We start from the raw sequence: 16,557 nt of genomic DNA, 5'->3' as shown, positions 1-16,557 counted from the left end.
TCTAGAGCTTTCCGGCGGGCGCTGGCTGCGAGCTTTCGTTCCGCTCGCGCGTCGGCAGTGGCCATTTGTCATTCTGTTCGCGCCAGAGTGACTCCACCAGCCCGGACGGAGGCGTACTCACATCGGCGAAGGAGACGACCGCATCTTTAGGAACGTCGCGCGTCATCACGCAGTCTTCCGAAAGGCCAATCGGCAACGCCGCGACGGCCCGCGCCGCACTTGCGTTGTCCACCAGTCCATAGCTGCAGAATCCACCGATGCCGTCCAGCCGCTCGCCCGCTTTCAGGTCGCGCTTGGCGACCGTCACGACTTCGCAGACCGGACCTCCCAGAGGAGTCACGGTTGGATCGGAATGAATACCCAGGCGGCCAATCGTCGAAAGCAGCTGAATATGCGGCAAATGAAAGGGTGTGTAGAAAACGTAGAACGGACCATCACCTAGTTTATAGTAGGAAAGCTGCACTTTCTTAAGAGGGGAATCTTCGTGCACGATCACAAATGCGCCAGTATGCGGAGCTGCGCCGAGAGCGTAGTCCACCAGCCCTGTGTCGAGCATCTGCTGGGCAGGGAGAAGACTTCCAATGTCCCGGACGTATCCGCAAGCGGGACCGTACATTCCGCGACGGCCTACTTTGAATCCGGTCGCGTTCGCGAGCACGGTCGCTTCCATGGACAACTTGGTTGCGTCGGCGAATGAAGTTACCTTGCGCGCATCCTGATCGTTCTTTTCCGCAAACCCTTTCTGCGTTGCTGGAGTACGGTAATAGTCGACCATCCCTTTGATGTTTCCCGCCGCAACCGGACGCAGCCCGGTTGTCCGCAGATATCGCAAAAGGGTCATGGCCACGCCGGGTTCGTCTCCGTCCGTATGGGTGATTAGAACTCCGGCCTTGTCGGCTTTCGCCTTCAGGATTGGACCAAGCAACGAATCCAGTTCTGCGTTTACGAGTACAACGTTCTTGCCATGATCAAACGCGTCCAGTACAACCCGCGCTCCGGCAGCTACCGTGCCGGTTGCTTCGACCAGAATATCGATTGCGCCACACTGGGTGAGAACCGAAGGATCATCCGTCAGCACCGGCAATCCGCGGCTAATGGCCGATTCCGCTTCGTGCGCAGACTTCGCCCGAATCCATTGTGAGAACCCTGCCTCGCGGAATGCGCGCTCGCCGTTTTCCGGCGTGCGATTGGCAATTGCCACTAGGCGAATCCCCGCAGCCGGCGTTCCCAATTGCAAAGCGATGGCACGTCCCGTGGCGCCCGCCCCGACCATTCCCACCCGGATCGCGCGCCCCTTGGCTTCGCGCTCGCGTAGAACCAAATCAACACTCATAAGACGCTCCTGATGTCATCTACTGATTCCGGCCATCGCGTTGTGCAGGCCGGTTCCATTCCTCTTCCACACTTCCCAGGGAGCTTCGCCGCCTGAGTATAAGCTCTCTAGGTGCTGGCGGTCCTTGAACGTGTCCATACTTTCCCAGAAGCCATCATAACGGTAGCCGATCAACTGCTTTTGCTCGACCAGTCTCTGAAATGGTTCTCCTACCAGTTCCTCTTTGTCGCGCATGTACTCAAATATCTTCTTTTTGAACACAAAAAAACCACCGTTGATCAGTATCGACCCGTTATTGATGGCGTGAATCCCCGAGACCAGTCCGCTCTCACCCTGTTCCATCGAAACCATGTGATAGCTGAGGCTTGGGCGGACGCACAGAAAACTGGCAACCTTGTCTTCCCTATGGAAGTGCTCGATCTGCTTGGGGAGTGGCAGATCGCTAAGCCCGTCGCTATAGTTGGCGAGAAAAATATCCTCTCCCTCGAGATAGCGCTCGACAGCTTTGAGTCGCTGTCCGATGTTGGAGTTGATCCCAGTGTCGGCAAACGTGATCTTCCAGTCATCGATGTCGCTGTTGAAAAGCCGCAGATTCTTGCCACCCGCCGACAAGACGAAATCGTTCGAAACGCACTCGTTGTAGTTGATAAAATAGTTCTTCACCACATCGGCTCGGTACCCTAGACAGAGGATGAAGTCCTTGTGCCCGAAGTGAGCGTAATACTTCATCACATGCCATAGGATGGGGCGATAACCGATTTGTACCATAGGCTTAGGAATGTCCTCCGCATCGCGAATTCGCAATCCCAAGCCACCGCAGAAAAGAACCACTTTCATGATTTCACCCTCCCCAGATTCTCATGTCCTGTTCGCCGATCAGCAACTTGCCATCTTCTTCGACGACCCATCGGGCTGCATCGGCGCGGTTTTGGCCCGTGTTGGGAATAGTCGCTTCCTGAGTTTCCCGAACGCCAGCCCTGGATTCACCGCCTCTTCGATCACGGTGGCGGCTCCCACTCTGCATAAATCCAACCAAGTTAAGGGATAGCCCAACTCCGCCAGCCTGCCCTTGTGATAGTCCCAAAACTTCTTGTCGCGCCTCGCCGTAAAGTAATTGACCGCCAGAAAGCGGTGATAGCTTTTGAGTGCGATCGCAATCTGGACTTCAAGTTCGTCTTTTTCCAGATACCAAGATCCGTAGTTCAGAAGATCGTCAAGAGTAACCGATAGATAACGATTGATCTGCAGCGACTCGGAGGTTTGCGTCTCTGCATGTGTACGTTCGTAGCACAAGATTTCGTAAACGAATCCGAAGTCGGAATTTTTGAGCCATTTGAGGCATGCGCTCGTGTCGGAATGTGGGGAGGGATTTGGATAAAACTCGGCTGAACTTCGCACCAGATCAGCACGATACATGAGAGAGGTGGGAGCGCCGAAGCCAAGCAAGGGTTGGTCGTCAATAAAAACCTGCTGCCCTAAGAGATTGCGGCGGCAAACTTCGCGCCCTGAGATTACTGCACTCGGATATCGGTACCCCTGCCATTTCACGACGTCGCCACTGAGCTGGTAACAGCCAATGATTCCCGCGTTCGGGTTCGACTCGCCGAGTTCGACCATGCGAGCTACGCAGGCTGGAAAAATATAATCGTCGCCGGACACGACCTTGCAGTATTTTGCGTCGGGCGACATCAGGTTAAAGGCAATATTGTGATTCGCAATCACCGCAACGAATTCTTTGTTGTCGTGAACCCGGATTCGACTGTCCAATGCGGCATATTTTTTCGCAATTTCCAGAGTACCGTCGGTGCTGCAATTGTTAACGATGACGTACTCGTAGTTTGCATAGGTCTGCTTCAGCACACTCTCGATACACTCTGCGAGGTAGGATGCGCCGTTATACACGGGCGTAAGGATGCTGACGAAAGGCTGCGTGTTTGTGGTCATTGATGTTGCCTCACAACGTGGAATAGCGGAGGAAAAAGCGATTACCTAGGCCACTACCAGTGGCCAGTTGCGGTCCTGTTCCGACATTGTGGCTGCCGTCAGGGGCCATCGAATTGCGAACGCTGGATCGTCGAACCGCACTCCCGTTGCCGCGCTGGGCGTGTAATACTCGGACGCCATGTAGTGCATTTCCGTGTCGTCTTCCAGCGTCTGATAGCCGTGCGCGCAGCCTTCCGGTACCAAGAGCATGCGGCCATTTTCCGCGCTCAATTCCACGCCGTACCATTGACGGTACGAGGCCGAATCCGGACGAAGATCGAGCACCACGTCAAAAATCGATCCCCTCGTGCATCGAACAAGCTTCGCTTCGAGCGCCGGCGCTTTCTGGTAGTGCATGCCGCGAGTCGTACCTTTGAAGATACTGAATCCCATGTTGGCCTGAACCGGCGTGAAGGCGACACCGTTGTCCGAAAATTCCTTTAAGCACCATGCTCGAAGAAACCGCCCACGAGAGTCTTGATGTGGACTCGGATCGATAACCTTGACCCCAGCGATGTCGATGTTCAGAAAACGCACTAAGTGTTGCCCTCCTCGCGCTCTAATTCAGAATTGGTCCGTGCGGCCTGGGCGACTTACATCGACGGGTAATTCGTTGGAATTCGCTGGCACGCATTTGTGGGACCATTCTCTCTCATTGTTGATGACCTCGAATGGGCTCCACTCTCTCCAGCCAGATTTCCCTCATGAAGGATACATGCCCTTGGGGCAGAGCATGCGACACGAGCTATATCGCGCCTGGCAGACGAAGCCCTCCAGTATTAGGCACGGGTTCTTCATTGCGGGTCAGTTCAGGCTAAGTTTGTGACGGCACCACTGCGCTGCGGAAATATTCGAGCGAGAGTTTCAGCCCCGCTTCCAACGCGACCGTCGGCTCCCATTGAAACAGCCGTCGCGCCTTGGAAATGTCGGGGCGACGCTGCTTGGGATCGTCCTGCGGAAGCGGTTCATGTTTGATCTTGCTGGAAGAGCCTGTGACCGCGATTACGTGCTGCGCACATTCCAGGATCGTGAACTCGGTCGGGTTGCCGATGTTGACCGGTTCGTGTTCCGAACAGCGCGAGAGGCGAATGATTCCCTCAACTTCGTCGCTAACGTAGCAGAAGCTGCGCGTTTGGCGGCCTTCGCCATAAACGGTTAGATCTTCACCGCGCAGCGCCTGGCTCATGAAGTTCGGGATGACGCGTCCATCGCGGATCTGCATGCGCGTCCCATAGGTATTGAAGATGCGTAGAATGCGTGTGTCGACCTTGTGATAACGGTGATAGGCCATGGTCGCGGCTTCCGAGAAGCGCTTGGCTTCGTCGTAGACGGAACGCGGGCCGATCGGATTCACGTTGCCCCAGTATGTTTCCGCCTGCGGGTGAACCATCGGATCGCCATAGCACTCGGAGGTGGACGCCATCATGAAACTCGCGCCGTACTGGCGCGCGATCTCGAGCGCCTCAAACGTTCCATAGGATCCAACCTTCAAAGTAGCGATGCCGTGCGCGGCGTAGTCCACTGGGCTGGCGGGGCTGGCGAAGTGAAAAACATAGTTCACGGCTCCGCATCGAATGGGTTCGCAGACATCTTGCTGCAGGAATTCGAAGCGCGATTCGTTGCGCAGATGAGCGATGTTAGTTAGGCGCCCGGTTAGGAGGTTGTCGGCAGCGATGACGGCATAGCCTTCGGCAAGCAGGGCATCGCAGAGGTGAGATCCGAGAAACCCCGCCCCACCGGTTACGAGCGCTCGCTTCGATGTCATGGATATCGCTTCTCCTTGATTTCGATTGCTCCGTTACTTGCCTGCGCATGTGGCGGCGGAATGCCGCCACGATAACTGCCGGGACAGCGGCGCCACATGACGCGGCAATTCAGTCTAAAGCAAAGCTGCGGGATCTCTCTTACTTGCGCTCCGACCCATGTTCGCCTGGATGTGTACGAAGTGAATGCCGCGCTCCGAGAATTCGCGTTGACACCAGGCGCGGAAAAAGCGGTCGCAGGCGTCCTGATGCGGACTGGGGTCCATCACCTTCACCCCGGCAATGTCGGTGTCTAGAAAATGCATTCCGTTCGCTTTCTCTGGCGCGACCGCGCACCTGCCTACACTCGCTCCAGCCAAATCTCTCTCCAATACGGGTACATGCCTTTCGGACAAAGCATCCGGCAGGAACTGTATCGCGCCTGACAGATAACGGAATCGAGAATGATGCACGGGTTTTTCATTTCCATCATCTTTCCGTTTCGTTCGTCGATAAGTTTGGTGACCCGCTTCAGCACACGGAAGGTCTTGCCGCAATAAGGAACCAGTTCGGCATCCCAAAACATTCCGCGATTCCGGTTCCCGCTGTCCACAGTTTTCAGAATCTCCTCGTGGGACTTCACCCGCACCAACTCCCCCGGTTGCAGATCCAGCTTGATAGTGGGCGTGGCGTTGCCTTCCGGAATGAGCCCCGGCTTCCTGGGGAACAACGATCCACCCCATAGCGGGTTCACCTTGTCATAGAACCAGCGCATCGGAGGTCCCAAACCGATTCCGGCTTGACTAAGATGGAAGTAAGAAGAATAGATCAACGCGCTAACCAGTCGTCTCACGCTTACGTTGCCGGACCAATAGTCCTCGAGATACTGCCGTACGTCCCACCAACTGAGGGGTTTGGTTGCCTGGGGAACTTGTGTCGCCTGGCAAACATAGGTGAGGCCACTCGCTTCAGACCCGGGCACAACCGTATTCGCCAATAACCGCGATTCGGTACAACCGACACGAGCGTTTTCCGGCAAAGAGTCCTGCAAGATCGATGCTTTCAGGAAAGCCGTCGACGCGCTTCGCTGGCCGTCAACCGGTTTCAACCAAGCGTGTTTCCAGAACAGCAGGCATCCTGCTTGGCAGCCTCCGTGTCCGCTCCCGTCGCAGCGGGTTTCCAAATGGACGGTCTCTTCAAGCCGCCGGGTGTGGAAAGGATACGGCGTCGAATAGTCGCAGGTTTTGTGCGCCCGTTTGTACACCTGGAATCTCTGGCCGCAGAACTGAAACATCTCCGGCATGAAGGGCGTCCCATCGAGGCAGCCACGATGGTCCAGAGTGCTCAGAATTTCTTCCTTGCTGCGCACTTCCACCCAGTCGCCGACGCTTAACTTTGATTTAGTTTTCATTTTCTGTGGATTATTCTTGTTGCCCATTCGTAACACTTGCAGACTTTTCATGGTTGCCGCTGGATTTCGTGCGTCAGATTCAGCGATTGGTCCGTGTCGAGAGGAGCCTGGCGCGGCTTACAGATTTTCTGAACGATCTCGAGCAATGAGGTCTCGGTCAGGTCGGGACGAATACTACCGTCTTCGAGACCGGGGGTGATCAGCGCCGTTCTGCATCCTGCCCTTTTGCCGGCATCGACGTCAGGTCGGGAATCGCCGATCATCCAGGACGCCGCTAGATCGATGCCATGCTCGCGCGCAGCCCGGAGCAACATGCCCGGCTGCGGCTTGCGGCAACCACAGGCCGGCTCGGCTTCATGAGGACAATAATAAATCGCATCGAGTCGCGCGCCTCGTTCCAGCAAGTGTTCGCGCAGCCGTTCGTGCAGTCTTTCGAGTTCCGTGATTGTAATCAGACCCTTTGCCACGCAGCGCTGATTGCTGACAACGATGACTGGGAAATCCAAACGATTGAGTTGGGCGATTGCCGCCACCACCCCTGGAAGAATGTGCATGTCCTCCCAACGGGTCACGTAATCGCCCTCGCGGGCTTTTCGGTTGATCACGCCGTCACGATCGAGAAATATGGCTCGCTTCATGAAATGCTCGGTCCACGAAAAATTGCTTCTTCCACCAGTTCGGAAATAATGTGCCCCATCAGAATGTGGCATTCCTGAACCCGCGGTGTGTCGCTCGACGGAGCGCAGAGACAGTAGTCCGCCGTGGCCTTGAGCTTCCCTCCGGATGCGCCGGCCAGCGCCACGGTATGCATTCCAAGCTTTCTTGCCGCTGCAATGCCTTGCACAACGTTTGGCGAATTGCCGCTCGTTGAGATACCGATGGCGACATCTCCCGGCCGCCCCAGAGCTTCGATCTGACGGGCAAACAGGAGATCAAATCCGTAGTCATTTCCAATTGCAGTGACGGCCGACGTATTGACAGACAGCGCCAAGGCCGGCAGGGGAGGCCGGTCGAATGCAAACCGTCCGACAAATTCGGCCGCGATGTGCTGGGCGTCCGCCGCACTGCCTCCGTTGCCAAAGAGCAGGGGCTTGTTTCCCTTCTGAAACGCCTCCACCAGAATTTGGCTGACCTTGGCCAGACCAGACACGATTTCCGCATCGTCGAGCAGCAGCTTCTTGACGTCGATCGAGGCCTCGATCGACCGTCGCACGCGCTGTTCGAAATTCTTGTTGTCGGTCATGCCATCTCCCAAAACATCTATCACTCCGCGCTATTTTCGTAGGGCGGCGTTGCAAAGCTGATCGCACAGCGCCTGGGCTCGCGCGTAGTCTTCTGGCGTCCCAATATCGATAAACAGTCCTGCTTGCTCAAGACCGTACACGCCGCGGTCGAGGACGAACGGAAATATGTCTTTTTCCAAACTCGACGGACCCTGCGGAATATGCTCGAAAACCCTTGCGCTGAAAATGTAGACGCCGGCATTGATCAGGCCCGGCCCACTGGCGCCCGTCTTTTCGACGAATCCGGTGACCCGGCCATCCGTTGCAATTTGCACGGTCCCATACCGGCCTGCATTCTCGACCGGCGCAATCGCCATGCTGACAATAGCATTTTTCGCGCGATGAAATTCAAAAAGCCGCGGGAAGTCGACCTCCAGAAAGGAATCGCCATTCAGTACGAGAAAATCTCCGGCTCCGGCCAGCGATTCTTTCGCGAGCATCACGGCACCCGCGGTGCCCATCGGCTGCTGCTCGCGCGAATACGAAATAGCCACATCCCATTGGCTGCCGTCTCCGAACTTTTCTTCGATCTGTTCCGCCAGATACCCCGAGCACATCACCAGACGGCGGATTCCCTGCCTGCGCAACTGCCGCACGAGCAACTCGAGAAACGACTGTTGCCCCACCGCTGCCATCGGTTTCGGAGCGGAGGAGACGACGGAGCGCAAACGCGTACCCTTCCCGCCGACCAACAGAACCGCGGGTAGATCGAGAGTCGCGTCCACCTGCAAGCCGGTCGTCACAGAACTCGATCCCAATATTCCAGCATGGCGCCGAGCGTCTGCTCAATCTTCCGCGTTGGCTTCCAGCCGGTGTGCTTGCGGATCTTGTCGGTGCTGCCGAAAATAATTTTTTCGTCCGACGGCCGCATCAGACTTTGCGCTGCCCGCACTTCTGCCTTCACTCCCGACAGTCGAATGGCCATCCGCAACAGTTCGCCAATTTCATAAGTCTCGGGCGCGCACAGATTGTAGGCTTGGCCGCGCTTGCCTTTCATGGCTGCCGCGTAAAAGCCGCGCACCGTATCGTGGACGTCGAGAAATGCCCGCCGAGGTTTCAGATTTCCCACTTCCAGTACCGGGGGCTGTAGACCCTTCTTGATGCGAATGATACGGCGCACGAAATCCGACGGCGCATCGTTCATCTTTCCCGGACCCGTGGTATTGAAAAGGCGAATGTTGACCGTCGGAACCCCGTAGTCCGCATGGTACTCGCGCGCCATCAGGTCGAGGCACAATTTGCTGATGCCATACGGATGCAACGGCACCGGAGGATACTCTTCGGTTACTGGAATCGCTTTCTGGGGGACGTTCCCGTACTCCGCGCTCGAGCAGGCCGAAACTACCACCGGCCTCTTCTTCATATAGCGTACCGCTTCGAACAAGTGGAGAGAGCCCATGATGTTGGATTCGAAGGTGAACACCGGGTCAGCCCAGGAAACCGTCGGCAAGCTTTGCGCTCCCAGATGGAAAATGTGGGTAGGCTGGCACTGATGAATCGCCTGTTCCACGCGCTGACCATTGCGCAGATCACACTGCACGAACTTCAAATTCGGCAACTTCGGGAAGGAGGTGGACTCGTGTGGACGGTACGTCCCCACCACGTTCCATCCTTTGGCCTGAAGAAACTTCACCATATTGGAGCCGATGAATCCTTCGGCTCCCGTGACCAGTGCGGTCTTAGTCATTCTGCTCCTCAACACTTGATTGAATATTCAACCCTATGGCAAATCGAAACGAACGATTCTTCAGGAAGGGAAACCTGTATGGGGCGTCCCAAATCTTGCCATCGCCATTTTGGCAGGTGGCCTACCCCACGTGCCGGTAAAGCCAGCCTCCACTCGTGCTCAGGAGTGCGTCGGGCAGTGCCGGTAGGATGCGCCGCATGAGGGTCATATTCAGCGGGTTCCACCAGGCTTCGCCGCTGACACGACCGTAACAATAGTAGTGCAGCCGTCTCCCAGCCATACCAAACTTTTCTTTGAACGCGACCAGCCCATGCTGATTCGGCTCGGAACGTCCGAAATCAATTTTTTCCGCTCCCGCCGCCTTGCTCTCCTCAATCAGCCGCCAGAACAAGAAGGGCATCCCACCCAGTTGATGATGCTTACTGTCGGAGCACCCATACTTGTACGTGACAGTATTCCGGTGGCGGAGGGTTAATAAGGCAGCGACCGCGCGATTGTCTTTCATTGCCAGCCGGATCTCGAGCTTGTCTCCCAGACACTCAGACAAAGCCCTTATCCAGCTTGGGGGAGGCGGCAACAACTGATGGCGCCGCCGGGTCTTGAGCATCAAACGGTAGAACTCATCCAAATGCCTCGCCGACCGCCCGGTATCGCATTGCAGCCTCTCTCTTTCTGCGCGGCGAATCTTGCGCTGAATGGAATCCTTGTGCAAGTTATCAAATAACCGGCTCAACTCTGGTCCCAGATCGAGTTCGTGCAGCCAATACGACTGCGACGGGCGAACCGCGTAACGGGTATCGTCCATTCTCGGACGCAGTTCCGCGTAGCCACGAGTGCGGCCACACTCCGTCTGCAGCCAATCTTCGAATATTGTCCATTCGTCCTGCCCATCCACAAGCGGATCGCAGTGATCGGAAAAGGGCAGCGAAACCAGACGATTTCCTGTGATCCAGCTCTTGACCCGGCACAACACCACACCGTTTCGCAGACTCTGTCCGTCCGGTGCGCTGGTGAGAACGAGTGGCTCAAAACCGTAAGTGCGGGCGAGCGCGTCGATCCAGCCTCGCTGATGAAAAGCCGAAGCCCGGCTGTGATGGCTTACCAGATCATTCCACCGGTCATCCAATAGCGGATTGATGACGTGCACTTCCACTCGCGGCACTCCAGTCAACTGCGTTGTGCATATACCAGCGAGCGTTCCTCGATCGTGGATTGGTCATACTGCTCTTCCGGTTCGTACACCACAACGTGACTGCCTTTGCTAGAAAACCCAACCGGAACGCACAACAGCTTCTTCAGGCGCTGCCGCAATGCCTGACGCTTCTCGGGAGTGACGTAAAACAGCATGAAGCCGCCACCGCCCGCTCCGAGCAATTTGCCGCCGAGAGCGCCAGCACTGATTCCGGCATTGTAAATTTCGTCAATGTTGGCGTTGGATATCTTCTGAGTCAGCGAGCGCTTGATCTGCCAGCTCTCGTGCATCAGCTTGCCGAATTCATCGAGCGAGCGGCCGGGGCTCGAGACAATCGATTCCGCCTCTCCGACCAGTTGATACATGGTTTCCAGCTCTTTCTTCTTATGCGGAGTGATCCTCACCTGTTCGGTCGCGATCTCGGACGCGGTCCGGGAAAAGCCCGTAAAAAATAGCGCAAGATGATTTTCAAGCTCTGCCATGCGGCTGGGGGCGGCCAGAATCCGATTGACTTCGATGCTTCCATCGGGATTGAAATTGATGCGGTTGAAACCGCCGTACGCGGCGCTGGTCTGGTCCTGCGAGCCCACCGCCTCCTGCACAATTTCCTGTTCGACATGGATCGCATCCGCATTGAGCGAATGTTTGTCGCGCATCTGATTCTTCAGCGCATACAGTCCTAGCAGCAATCCGACGGTAAAAGCGGAACTGGTGCCGAGTCCGGTGCGCGCGGGAAGATCGGCGACGTGATGAATCTCGACGCCTTCTTCCATTTTCATGAACTCCAGGCAGGCGCGGACGGACGGGTGCTGAATCTCGTTGTTCTTTGTAACATTCTCCACACGGGAGTACGACACGCGGCTATGGAACTCAAAGAATGGCGGGAGTCGGCGAACCGTGATGTAGCAGCACTTGTTGATGGTAGTCGCGAGCACCGCCCCACCGTGTTCGCGATACCACACAGGATAATCTGTGCCTCCACCGAAAAATGAAATCCGCAATGGAGTGCTAGTGATAACCATGAGTTAACCTTTCGCCGATCGACTTCTTGATTTTCGAATCCAACCGCGCGGCCGCCCCTCTACCACGGGCACTACGCGATACCAGACGACCGCTTCTTCCCGGAGTCCAGCGAGGCTAGTTGCTTGTCCACAAACCGCTGCACAGACCACCGTGTGGAAGGCAGGATTTGCTGTGCCCGCTTGGCAAAGTGCCAGCCAAACAATCGTTCCATCCACGAGTATTTCCAGGAGAGCTGCGGCGTATGCAGAGCCCCACCCAATACGGCCGCCAATTCCTGCGCCTGCTGCACCAGATCGAGCCGCTCGGGATAGAAAAAAATCAGCCAGTTCTGCAGGTACTGCACACATGCCGCGCGTGTCCGCTCACTGTCTTCGAGCGATCGCAGATACTGCACATGCATCTGCATCGACTTCCACTGTGCTTCCATCTTCCGCTGCGACCGCCCGATGTAGCTGAGACTCGAGGTTCCCGATGCCCGGTAATATACTCTCGCTTCCGGCACAAAACGCACGCCGTCGCTGGCCAGCAGCACGCGGCAGAAATATTCCCCGTCGTCGTCGCCCAGCAATTGTGTATTCCACGGACCCGCCGCCTCGGTCAGTTCCCGGCTTACCAGCCAGGTCCCAGTCTGCATGTGAAGGTTCTGCGCCATCTTCCGTACCAGCCACTCAGCGGGCGGCAAATCGCACCACAGAGCGGTGGACCGGAACTCGGTGCGCTGCGGGCGGTACAGGAACTGGCCCCAGGCCGAAGAAGCCAGCGTTCGCCGGCTCGATAGCGACCGCAGCACTTCCACTTGCCTGCCGATTTTATCCGCCGACAGGAGATCATCCGCATCGAGCCACTGAATGTATTCACCATTGCACAACGCGAATGCCTGATTGCGAGTGGCCGCCGCTCCGCGGTTCGTCTGCGTGTGGACGCGCACTCCTTCCGATTCGAACTGGCGCGCAATCTCCAACGTATTGTCGGTCGACCCGTCGTCAACGACGATGATCTCCTTGTTCTCCCAGGTCTGATCGATGGCGGATCGCAATGTGTCGGCAATCCACTCCCCCGCGTTGAACGCTGGAATGAGGATCGACACCAGGGGTTTGCCTGCTGAGTTCATTTCGCTCATTTGTTGAACACCCGCTCGTAGGCCGCCAGGAGGTTTCCGACGGAATATTCCCAGGCCAATTGCGTCCTGACCCGCTCGTGTCCGAATTTGCCCATTATCCTTCTTTCCTCCGGATTTGCTAGCAACCACAAGATTTTCTCCGCGAAATCCGGCACCTGGTTCTTATTGTCGGCGTAAAGCGAAGCTTGCCCCGCGCTGAACCGTCCCTCTTTCAAATCAAACTGCACAATCGGCTTTGAGAGCGCCATGTATTCCATGACCTTGATCATGGTGGAGATGTTGTTCATGTCGCAGGGCTTGTCAGGATTCACACAGACGTCGGCCGTAGAAAGAATGTCGAGCAACTGCGAGTCCGGAATCCGCCCGGTGAAGTTGACGGTGTCTTCGAGATTCTTGTCTTTCACCATCTGGCGCAGGCCGGCTAGCCCAGGCCCTCCGCCGACACAGGTGAAATGGACGTCACGGCGGCCCTTCTGCTTCATGTATTGCGCCACATCCAGGAGCAAATCGAGTCCCTCCTGAACGCTCATGGTCCCAACGTAACCAACCAGATATTGCTTGCCGTATTTCAGTTCCGGCTTGGGTGCAACTGGTTTAAATGTTTCCAAGTCCGGACCATTGCGCACCACGAACACATCTTCGCGCGCCAGGCCTCCCCGACTGACCGCCAATTCCTTGTAGCTCTCGTTGGTCGACATGGCGACGTCGGTAAAACGGAACGTCATCTTCTCCAGCCAGACCTGCGCCCGGTAGAGCGCATTCTCTTTTTCATACTTCGAAAGGTAGAGTTCGGGGTTCGCATCGTGATGGTCGAAGATGTACTTCACGCCAAACAATTTGAAGGGGAGGGCAACCATAAAAATGTTGTCGGGAGGATTGCAGCCCTGGATTACGTGAAATCCCCGCCGTAGAAAAATCCACCCGGTGTAGAGAAACTCCCACAGCAGCGCGCTGCCGTACTCCCACAAATATCCGGGCGGCGTGTTGCCCTCGTGCGGGATCGGATGGCGGTAAATATGAATGCCGGCTAGCAATTCATAGCCGCGACTGTACCCCTTGCCTTTAGGGCACAATACCGTGACCTCGTATCCAGACTGGCGCAGCGAACACGCTTCCTTCCACACCCGGCTGTCAAACGGGACCGGAAGGTTCTCGACGATAATCAGAACTTTTTTTTTAGCCATGAGATGACGATCGTTACAGCAACCGGTAGAGCCCGGCGAGCGCGCACATCATGGTCGCCTGTCCCCAATGCAGCGTGGGTGTCTTGTTGACCAGCCAGGGAGAATAACGGCGATAGTAAAAATATCCGGAGCGGTCCTGCATATTTTCGATGGTCCAGTGCGCGACCTTCACGGCGAGCGCCAGATTGCCGGGATCCAGATCGTTGAAAAACACAAGCGTGTCGATGGCCTGGGAGCTGCACTGAATATCAATCGGCAGAATCTTGTGATCGTAGTAGCGGGGGGTTCCCTCCTCGAGAAAGAAGATCTTTTTCCAGTATTCGTAACCGCTCGACATGTTTCCGTCGAAGCGGTGATCCCCGGAACCTTCGCGGTAAAACTTGAAACAGTCGAGTACGTAGGCGGTGTGAAAGTTGTCCACCCAGTGCAGGTTGTCTTTTTCTCCATACCACCAGGAGGCATCGGCGCGCTGATACTGCGCCGTGTACTGGAGCGCCTTCCGCGCCTGCTCGCGGTAGTCCTCCCGGCCGGTATGCGAAAAGGTCCGGGCAAGCAGGCTTCCGCCCAAGGTGTTCGCATTGTGCACCCAGCTCTTACCGCCCGGAATGTAACTGATGCACGCTCCCTCGCCGTCAGGAAGCTTATCCAGATCTTTCATGATGTGTTCACAGGCGCTGACTGCAATCGCAAGGTAGCGATCGTTCTTGAAATGATCATAGCCCTCGAGGAAGGCGTGGCCGATCAGCGAAGTCCACACCACGGTCGGCACATTCCGCGGCAGATAGAAACTGCGCGACTGATAATCGAAGTGATTACCCCAGCATGCGCCACTCAGGCCAGGAGTCTGGTGCTCGATCAGCCACTGCAAGCAATACTCGGCTTTGTCCGCCCACGCCTTATTCCCGGTTGCGGTGTGCATTCTCATAAAACCGCGCGCCAGAAATCCCATGCCTTTGGTCGAGTAGTCCTTGCGCACGCCGAGGAGCGGGCGAAGGTTGAGTGGAAACCGGCGCACGCCTTGCTGCAGCACCGTGTTGAGAAATTTATTGTTAAACGCCAAAGGACGCACGTAGCGCGCGTTCAACCCGTCGAAGGTGTCGTACCCCCGGTAATCGTTCCGTTCCAGCCAGTCGGACAGGCGGCAGATCGATTCGAAAATCCGAGCTTTGGCATCCGCATATTTCGCGGGCGCCGGCGTTTGCAGTTCTGCGAGTGCCATGATGGTTTCCATTGAATTGGGCAGAGTGCCTATTGCTGTAACAAGACTTCGTAGAGGGCGCGCGTCTTTCCCCCGACGACACTCCAGGAGTTGCGCGCATTGGCGAAGTCCCGGATTTCCTGGCGCCGCCGGTCGAGGTCCCGGTAAAGGTCGCTTGAGAAATACGTTTCCAGCGCCTGTCCGAGGTCGGCCGCCCCACACGACTGAGACAGGAACCCGGTCTTGCCCGGAAGAATATCGTCGCGAAACGATCCCACGTCGGAGGCGATCACCGGCAATCCAAAGCTATATGCCAGGAACAGCACGCCGCTCTGAAATACTTCCGTATAGGGCAGCACGGTGACATCGGCAGCTTTGAAGTAGAGTTCGGTTTCCTCGTCCGGGACAAACTCGATTTTCTGAATGACCTGCTCCCGCGCGGGATCGTTTTCGATCGTGCGGCGGATATCGAGCCAGTATTGCTCCGAACCTTTTTTCATTTCCCCGGCGACGATCAGCCTGAGCCGATGATCCGCTGGTGCGATCCGCTGAAACGCGGCCACCAAATGTTCTAGTCCCTTATAAGGTCGGATTGCGCCGTAGAACAAAATTATCCGCTCGTCCTTCGCGAGGCCCAGCTTGCGTTTCGCCTCCGCGGATGTGAGCGAAGTGTCAGGGACCGAGTTGTTAATGCCAAACGGAATCACTGAAATCGCGTCGGTTGCAACCCCGTATTCCTCCAGCAACTCGGCTTTCATTTTATCGGTATGTACAAAAATGTGGTCACATAACCGGTATTGCGTTCTCAACCCCAGTTGGTTATGCCAGGAATCGTTGCCATCGCGTTTGCCGGCATTGACGTTGTGCGCCGTGAACACGATTTTCTTACCCAGCAATGTGTAAAACAGCATCAGCAGGGTGCGGTCGAAAAACGGAAACTTGTTATTCCACAGCAGGTGCAGGATCTTCGCCCGTGTGCTGACGGCATAACGTACAATCCGCAGGTACGAGCCCAGCACTCGGGCCAATCGGCCAAACAGTCCCGCAGGTTTTCTCGGATCGCCATAGGCATCGAGAAACTGGACGCCGCTCGTGCTATGCATTTCGGGGGAATCCACTTCCGCGCCGCCGATCACATCCACCGACACTCCCTGGGCCGCCAGCGCCATGGACAAGCCGAACGCATATGGACGGTCGAATCCGCCCGTCAGCAGCGCCACACGAATCTTCGCGGACTGCCTGGTGACCAAAACCTCAGTCTCGGCGTTCGAGGAATCCATCACAGATTGAGAAGTGCGTACCATGACCGGAGTAAAAACATTGCGGAGAAATCTTCCTGCGCGAGAGGCTGCACCAGGCGTGCGTGCCGGTATTCTTCCACCAAAAACGGAAAATCAGATC

General features: G+C 56.3%; 16 protein-coding genes. All 16 read right to left on the bottom strand.

The window, feature by feature from the left end:
* Window position 1 precedes the first annotated feature (1 nt).
* On the bottom strand, window positions 2–1,333 hold the full coding sequence (locus tag HY010_07620) for an NAD(P)-dependent oxidoreductase (protein ID MBI3475586.1): 1,332 nt from the start codon (window positions 1,331–1,333) through the stop codon (window positions 2–4).
* Between the two features lie 15 nt (window positions 1,334–1,348).
* Window positions 1,349–2,170: a glucose-1-phosphate cytidylyltransferase gene (locus HY010_07615; GenBank protein MBI3475585.1), complete on the bottom strand. Its 822-nt coding sequence runs from the start codon at window positions 2,168–2,170 to the stop codon at window positions 1,349–1,351.
* 39 nt (window positions 2,171–2,209) lie between these two features.
* The gene (locus HY010_07610) at window positions 2,210–3,277 is read right to left on the bottom strand and encodes a glycosyltransferase family 2 protein (protein MBI3475584.1); all 1,068 of its coding nucleotides are present in this window, start codon (window positions 3,275–3,277) and stop codon (window positions 2,210–2,212) included.
* Window positions 3,278–3,322: 45 nt separating this feature from the next.
* The gene (gene rfbC, locus HY010_07605) at window positions 3,323–3,853 is read right to left on the bottom strand and encodes a dTDP-4-dehydrorhamnose 3,5-epimerase (GenBank protein ID MBI3475583.1); all 531 of its coding nucleotides are present in this window, start codon (window positions 3,851–3,853) and stop codon (window positions 3,323–3,325) included.
* Between the two features lie 277 nt (window positions 3,854–4,130).
* Window positions 4,131–5,081 carry an SDR family oxidoreductase gene (locus HY010_07600; protein ID MBI3475582.1) on the bottom strand — a complete coding sequence of 317 codons (951 nt, stop codon included), beginning with the start codon at window positions 5,079–5,081 and terminating at the stop codon, window positions 4,131–4,133.
* A 338-nt stretch (window positions 5,082–5,419) separates the two neighbouring features.
* Complete coding sequence (locus HY010_07595; GenBank protein MBI3475581.1) at window positions 5,420–6,469, bottom strand: hypothetical protein; 1,050 nt, start codon at window positions 6,467–6,469, stop codon at window positions 5,420–5,422.
* A 47-nt stretch (window positions 6,470–6,516) separates the two neighbouring features.
* Entirely contained in the window at window positions 6,517–7,107 is a 591-nt protein-coding gene (locus tag HY010_07590; protein MBI3475580.1) for an HAD family hydrolase, read from the bottom strand.
* Window positions 7,104–7,712, bottom strand: a complete 609-nt coding sequence (locus HY010_07585) for a D-sedoheptulose 7-phosphate isomerase (protein ID MBI3475579.1) — start codon at window positions 7,710–7,712, stop codon at window positions 7,104–7,106. Before HY010_07585 ends, HY010_07590 begins: the two co-directional genes overlap by 4 nt.
* Window positions 7,713–7,742: 30 nt before the next feature.
* Window positions 7,743–8,495: a nucleotidyltransferase family protein gene (locus HY010_07580; protein ID MBI3475578.1), complete on the bottom strand. Its 753-nt coding sequence runs from the start codon at window positions 8,493–8,495 to the stop codon at window positions 7,743–7,745.
* A complete protein-coding gene (locus HY010_07575) occupies window positions 8,492–9,439 on the bottom strand; it encodes a GDP-mannose 4,6-dehydratase (GenBank protein ID MBI3475577.1) in 948 nt (315 codons plus the stop codon). Before HY010_07575 ends, HY010_07580 begins: the two co-directional genes overlap by 4 nt.
* Window positions 9,440–9,560: 121 nt before the next feature.
* Window positions 9,561–10,592, bottom strand: a complete 1,032-nt coding sequence (locus tag HY010_07570) for a GNAT family N-acetyltransferase (protein MBI3475576.1) — start codon at window positions 10,590–10,592, stop codon at window positions 9,561–9,563.
* 14 nt (window positions 10,593–10,606) lie between these two features.
* The gene (locus HY010_07565; GenBank protein ID MBI3475575.1) at window positions 10,607–11,653 is read right to left on the bottom strand and encodes a kinase; all 1,047 of its coding nucleotides are present in this window, start codon (window positions 11,651–11,653) and stop codon (window positions 10,607–10,609) included.
* Between the two features lie 71 nt (window positions 11,654–11,724).
* Window positions 11,725–12,774, bottom strand: coding sequence for a glycosyltransferase family 2 protein (locus HY010_07560; GenBank protein ID MBI3475574.1), 1,050 nt, complete (start codon window positions 12,772–12,774; stop codon window positions 11,725–11,727).
* Window positions 12,771–13,958, bottom strand: a complete 1,188-nt coding sequence (locus tag HY010_07555; protein ID MBI3475573.1) for a glycosyltransferase family 4 protein — start codon at window positions 13,956–13,958, stop codon at window positions 12,771–12,773. Before HY010_07555 ends, HY010_07560 begins: the two co-directional genes overlap by 4 nt.
* A 13-nt stretch (window positions 13,959–13,971) precedes the next feature.
* Window positions 13,972–15,177: a hypothetical protein gene (locus HY010_07550; protein MBI3475572.1), complete on the bottom strand. Its 1,206-nt coding sequence runs from the start codon at window positions 15,175–15,177 to the stop codon at window positions 13,972–13,974.
* Between the two features lie 29 nt (window positions 15,178–15,206).
* Window positions 15,207–16,460 (bottom strand): glycosyltransferase family 4 protein, encoded by a 1,254-nt coding sequence (locus tag HY010_07545; protein MBI3475571.1) that lies wholly within the window; start codon window positions 16,458–16,460, stop codon window positions 15,207–15,209.
* Window positions 16,461–16,557 lie beyond the last annotated feature (97 nt).

The organism is Acidobacteriota bacterium (assembly GCA_016196065.1).
Lineage (GTDB): Bacteria > Acidobacteriota > Terriglobia > Terriglobales > Acidobacteriaceae > Acidiflorens.
The sequence above is the reverse complement of the archived record's forward strand: the minus strand, read 5'-3'. Positions and strand labels throughout refer to the sequence as shown.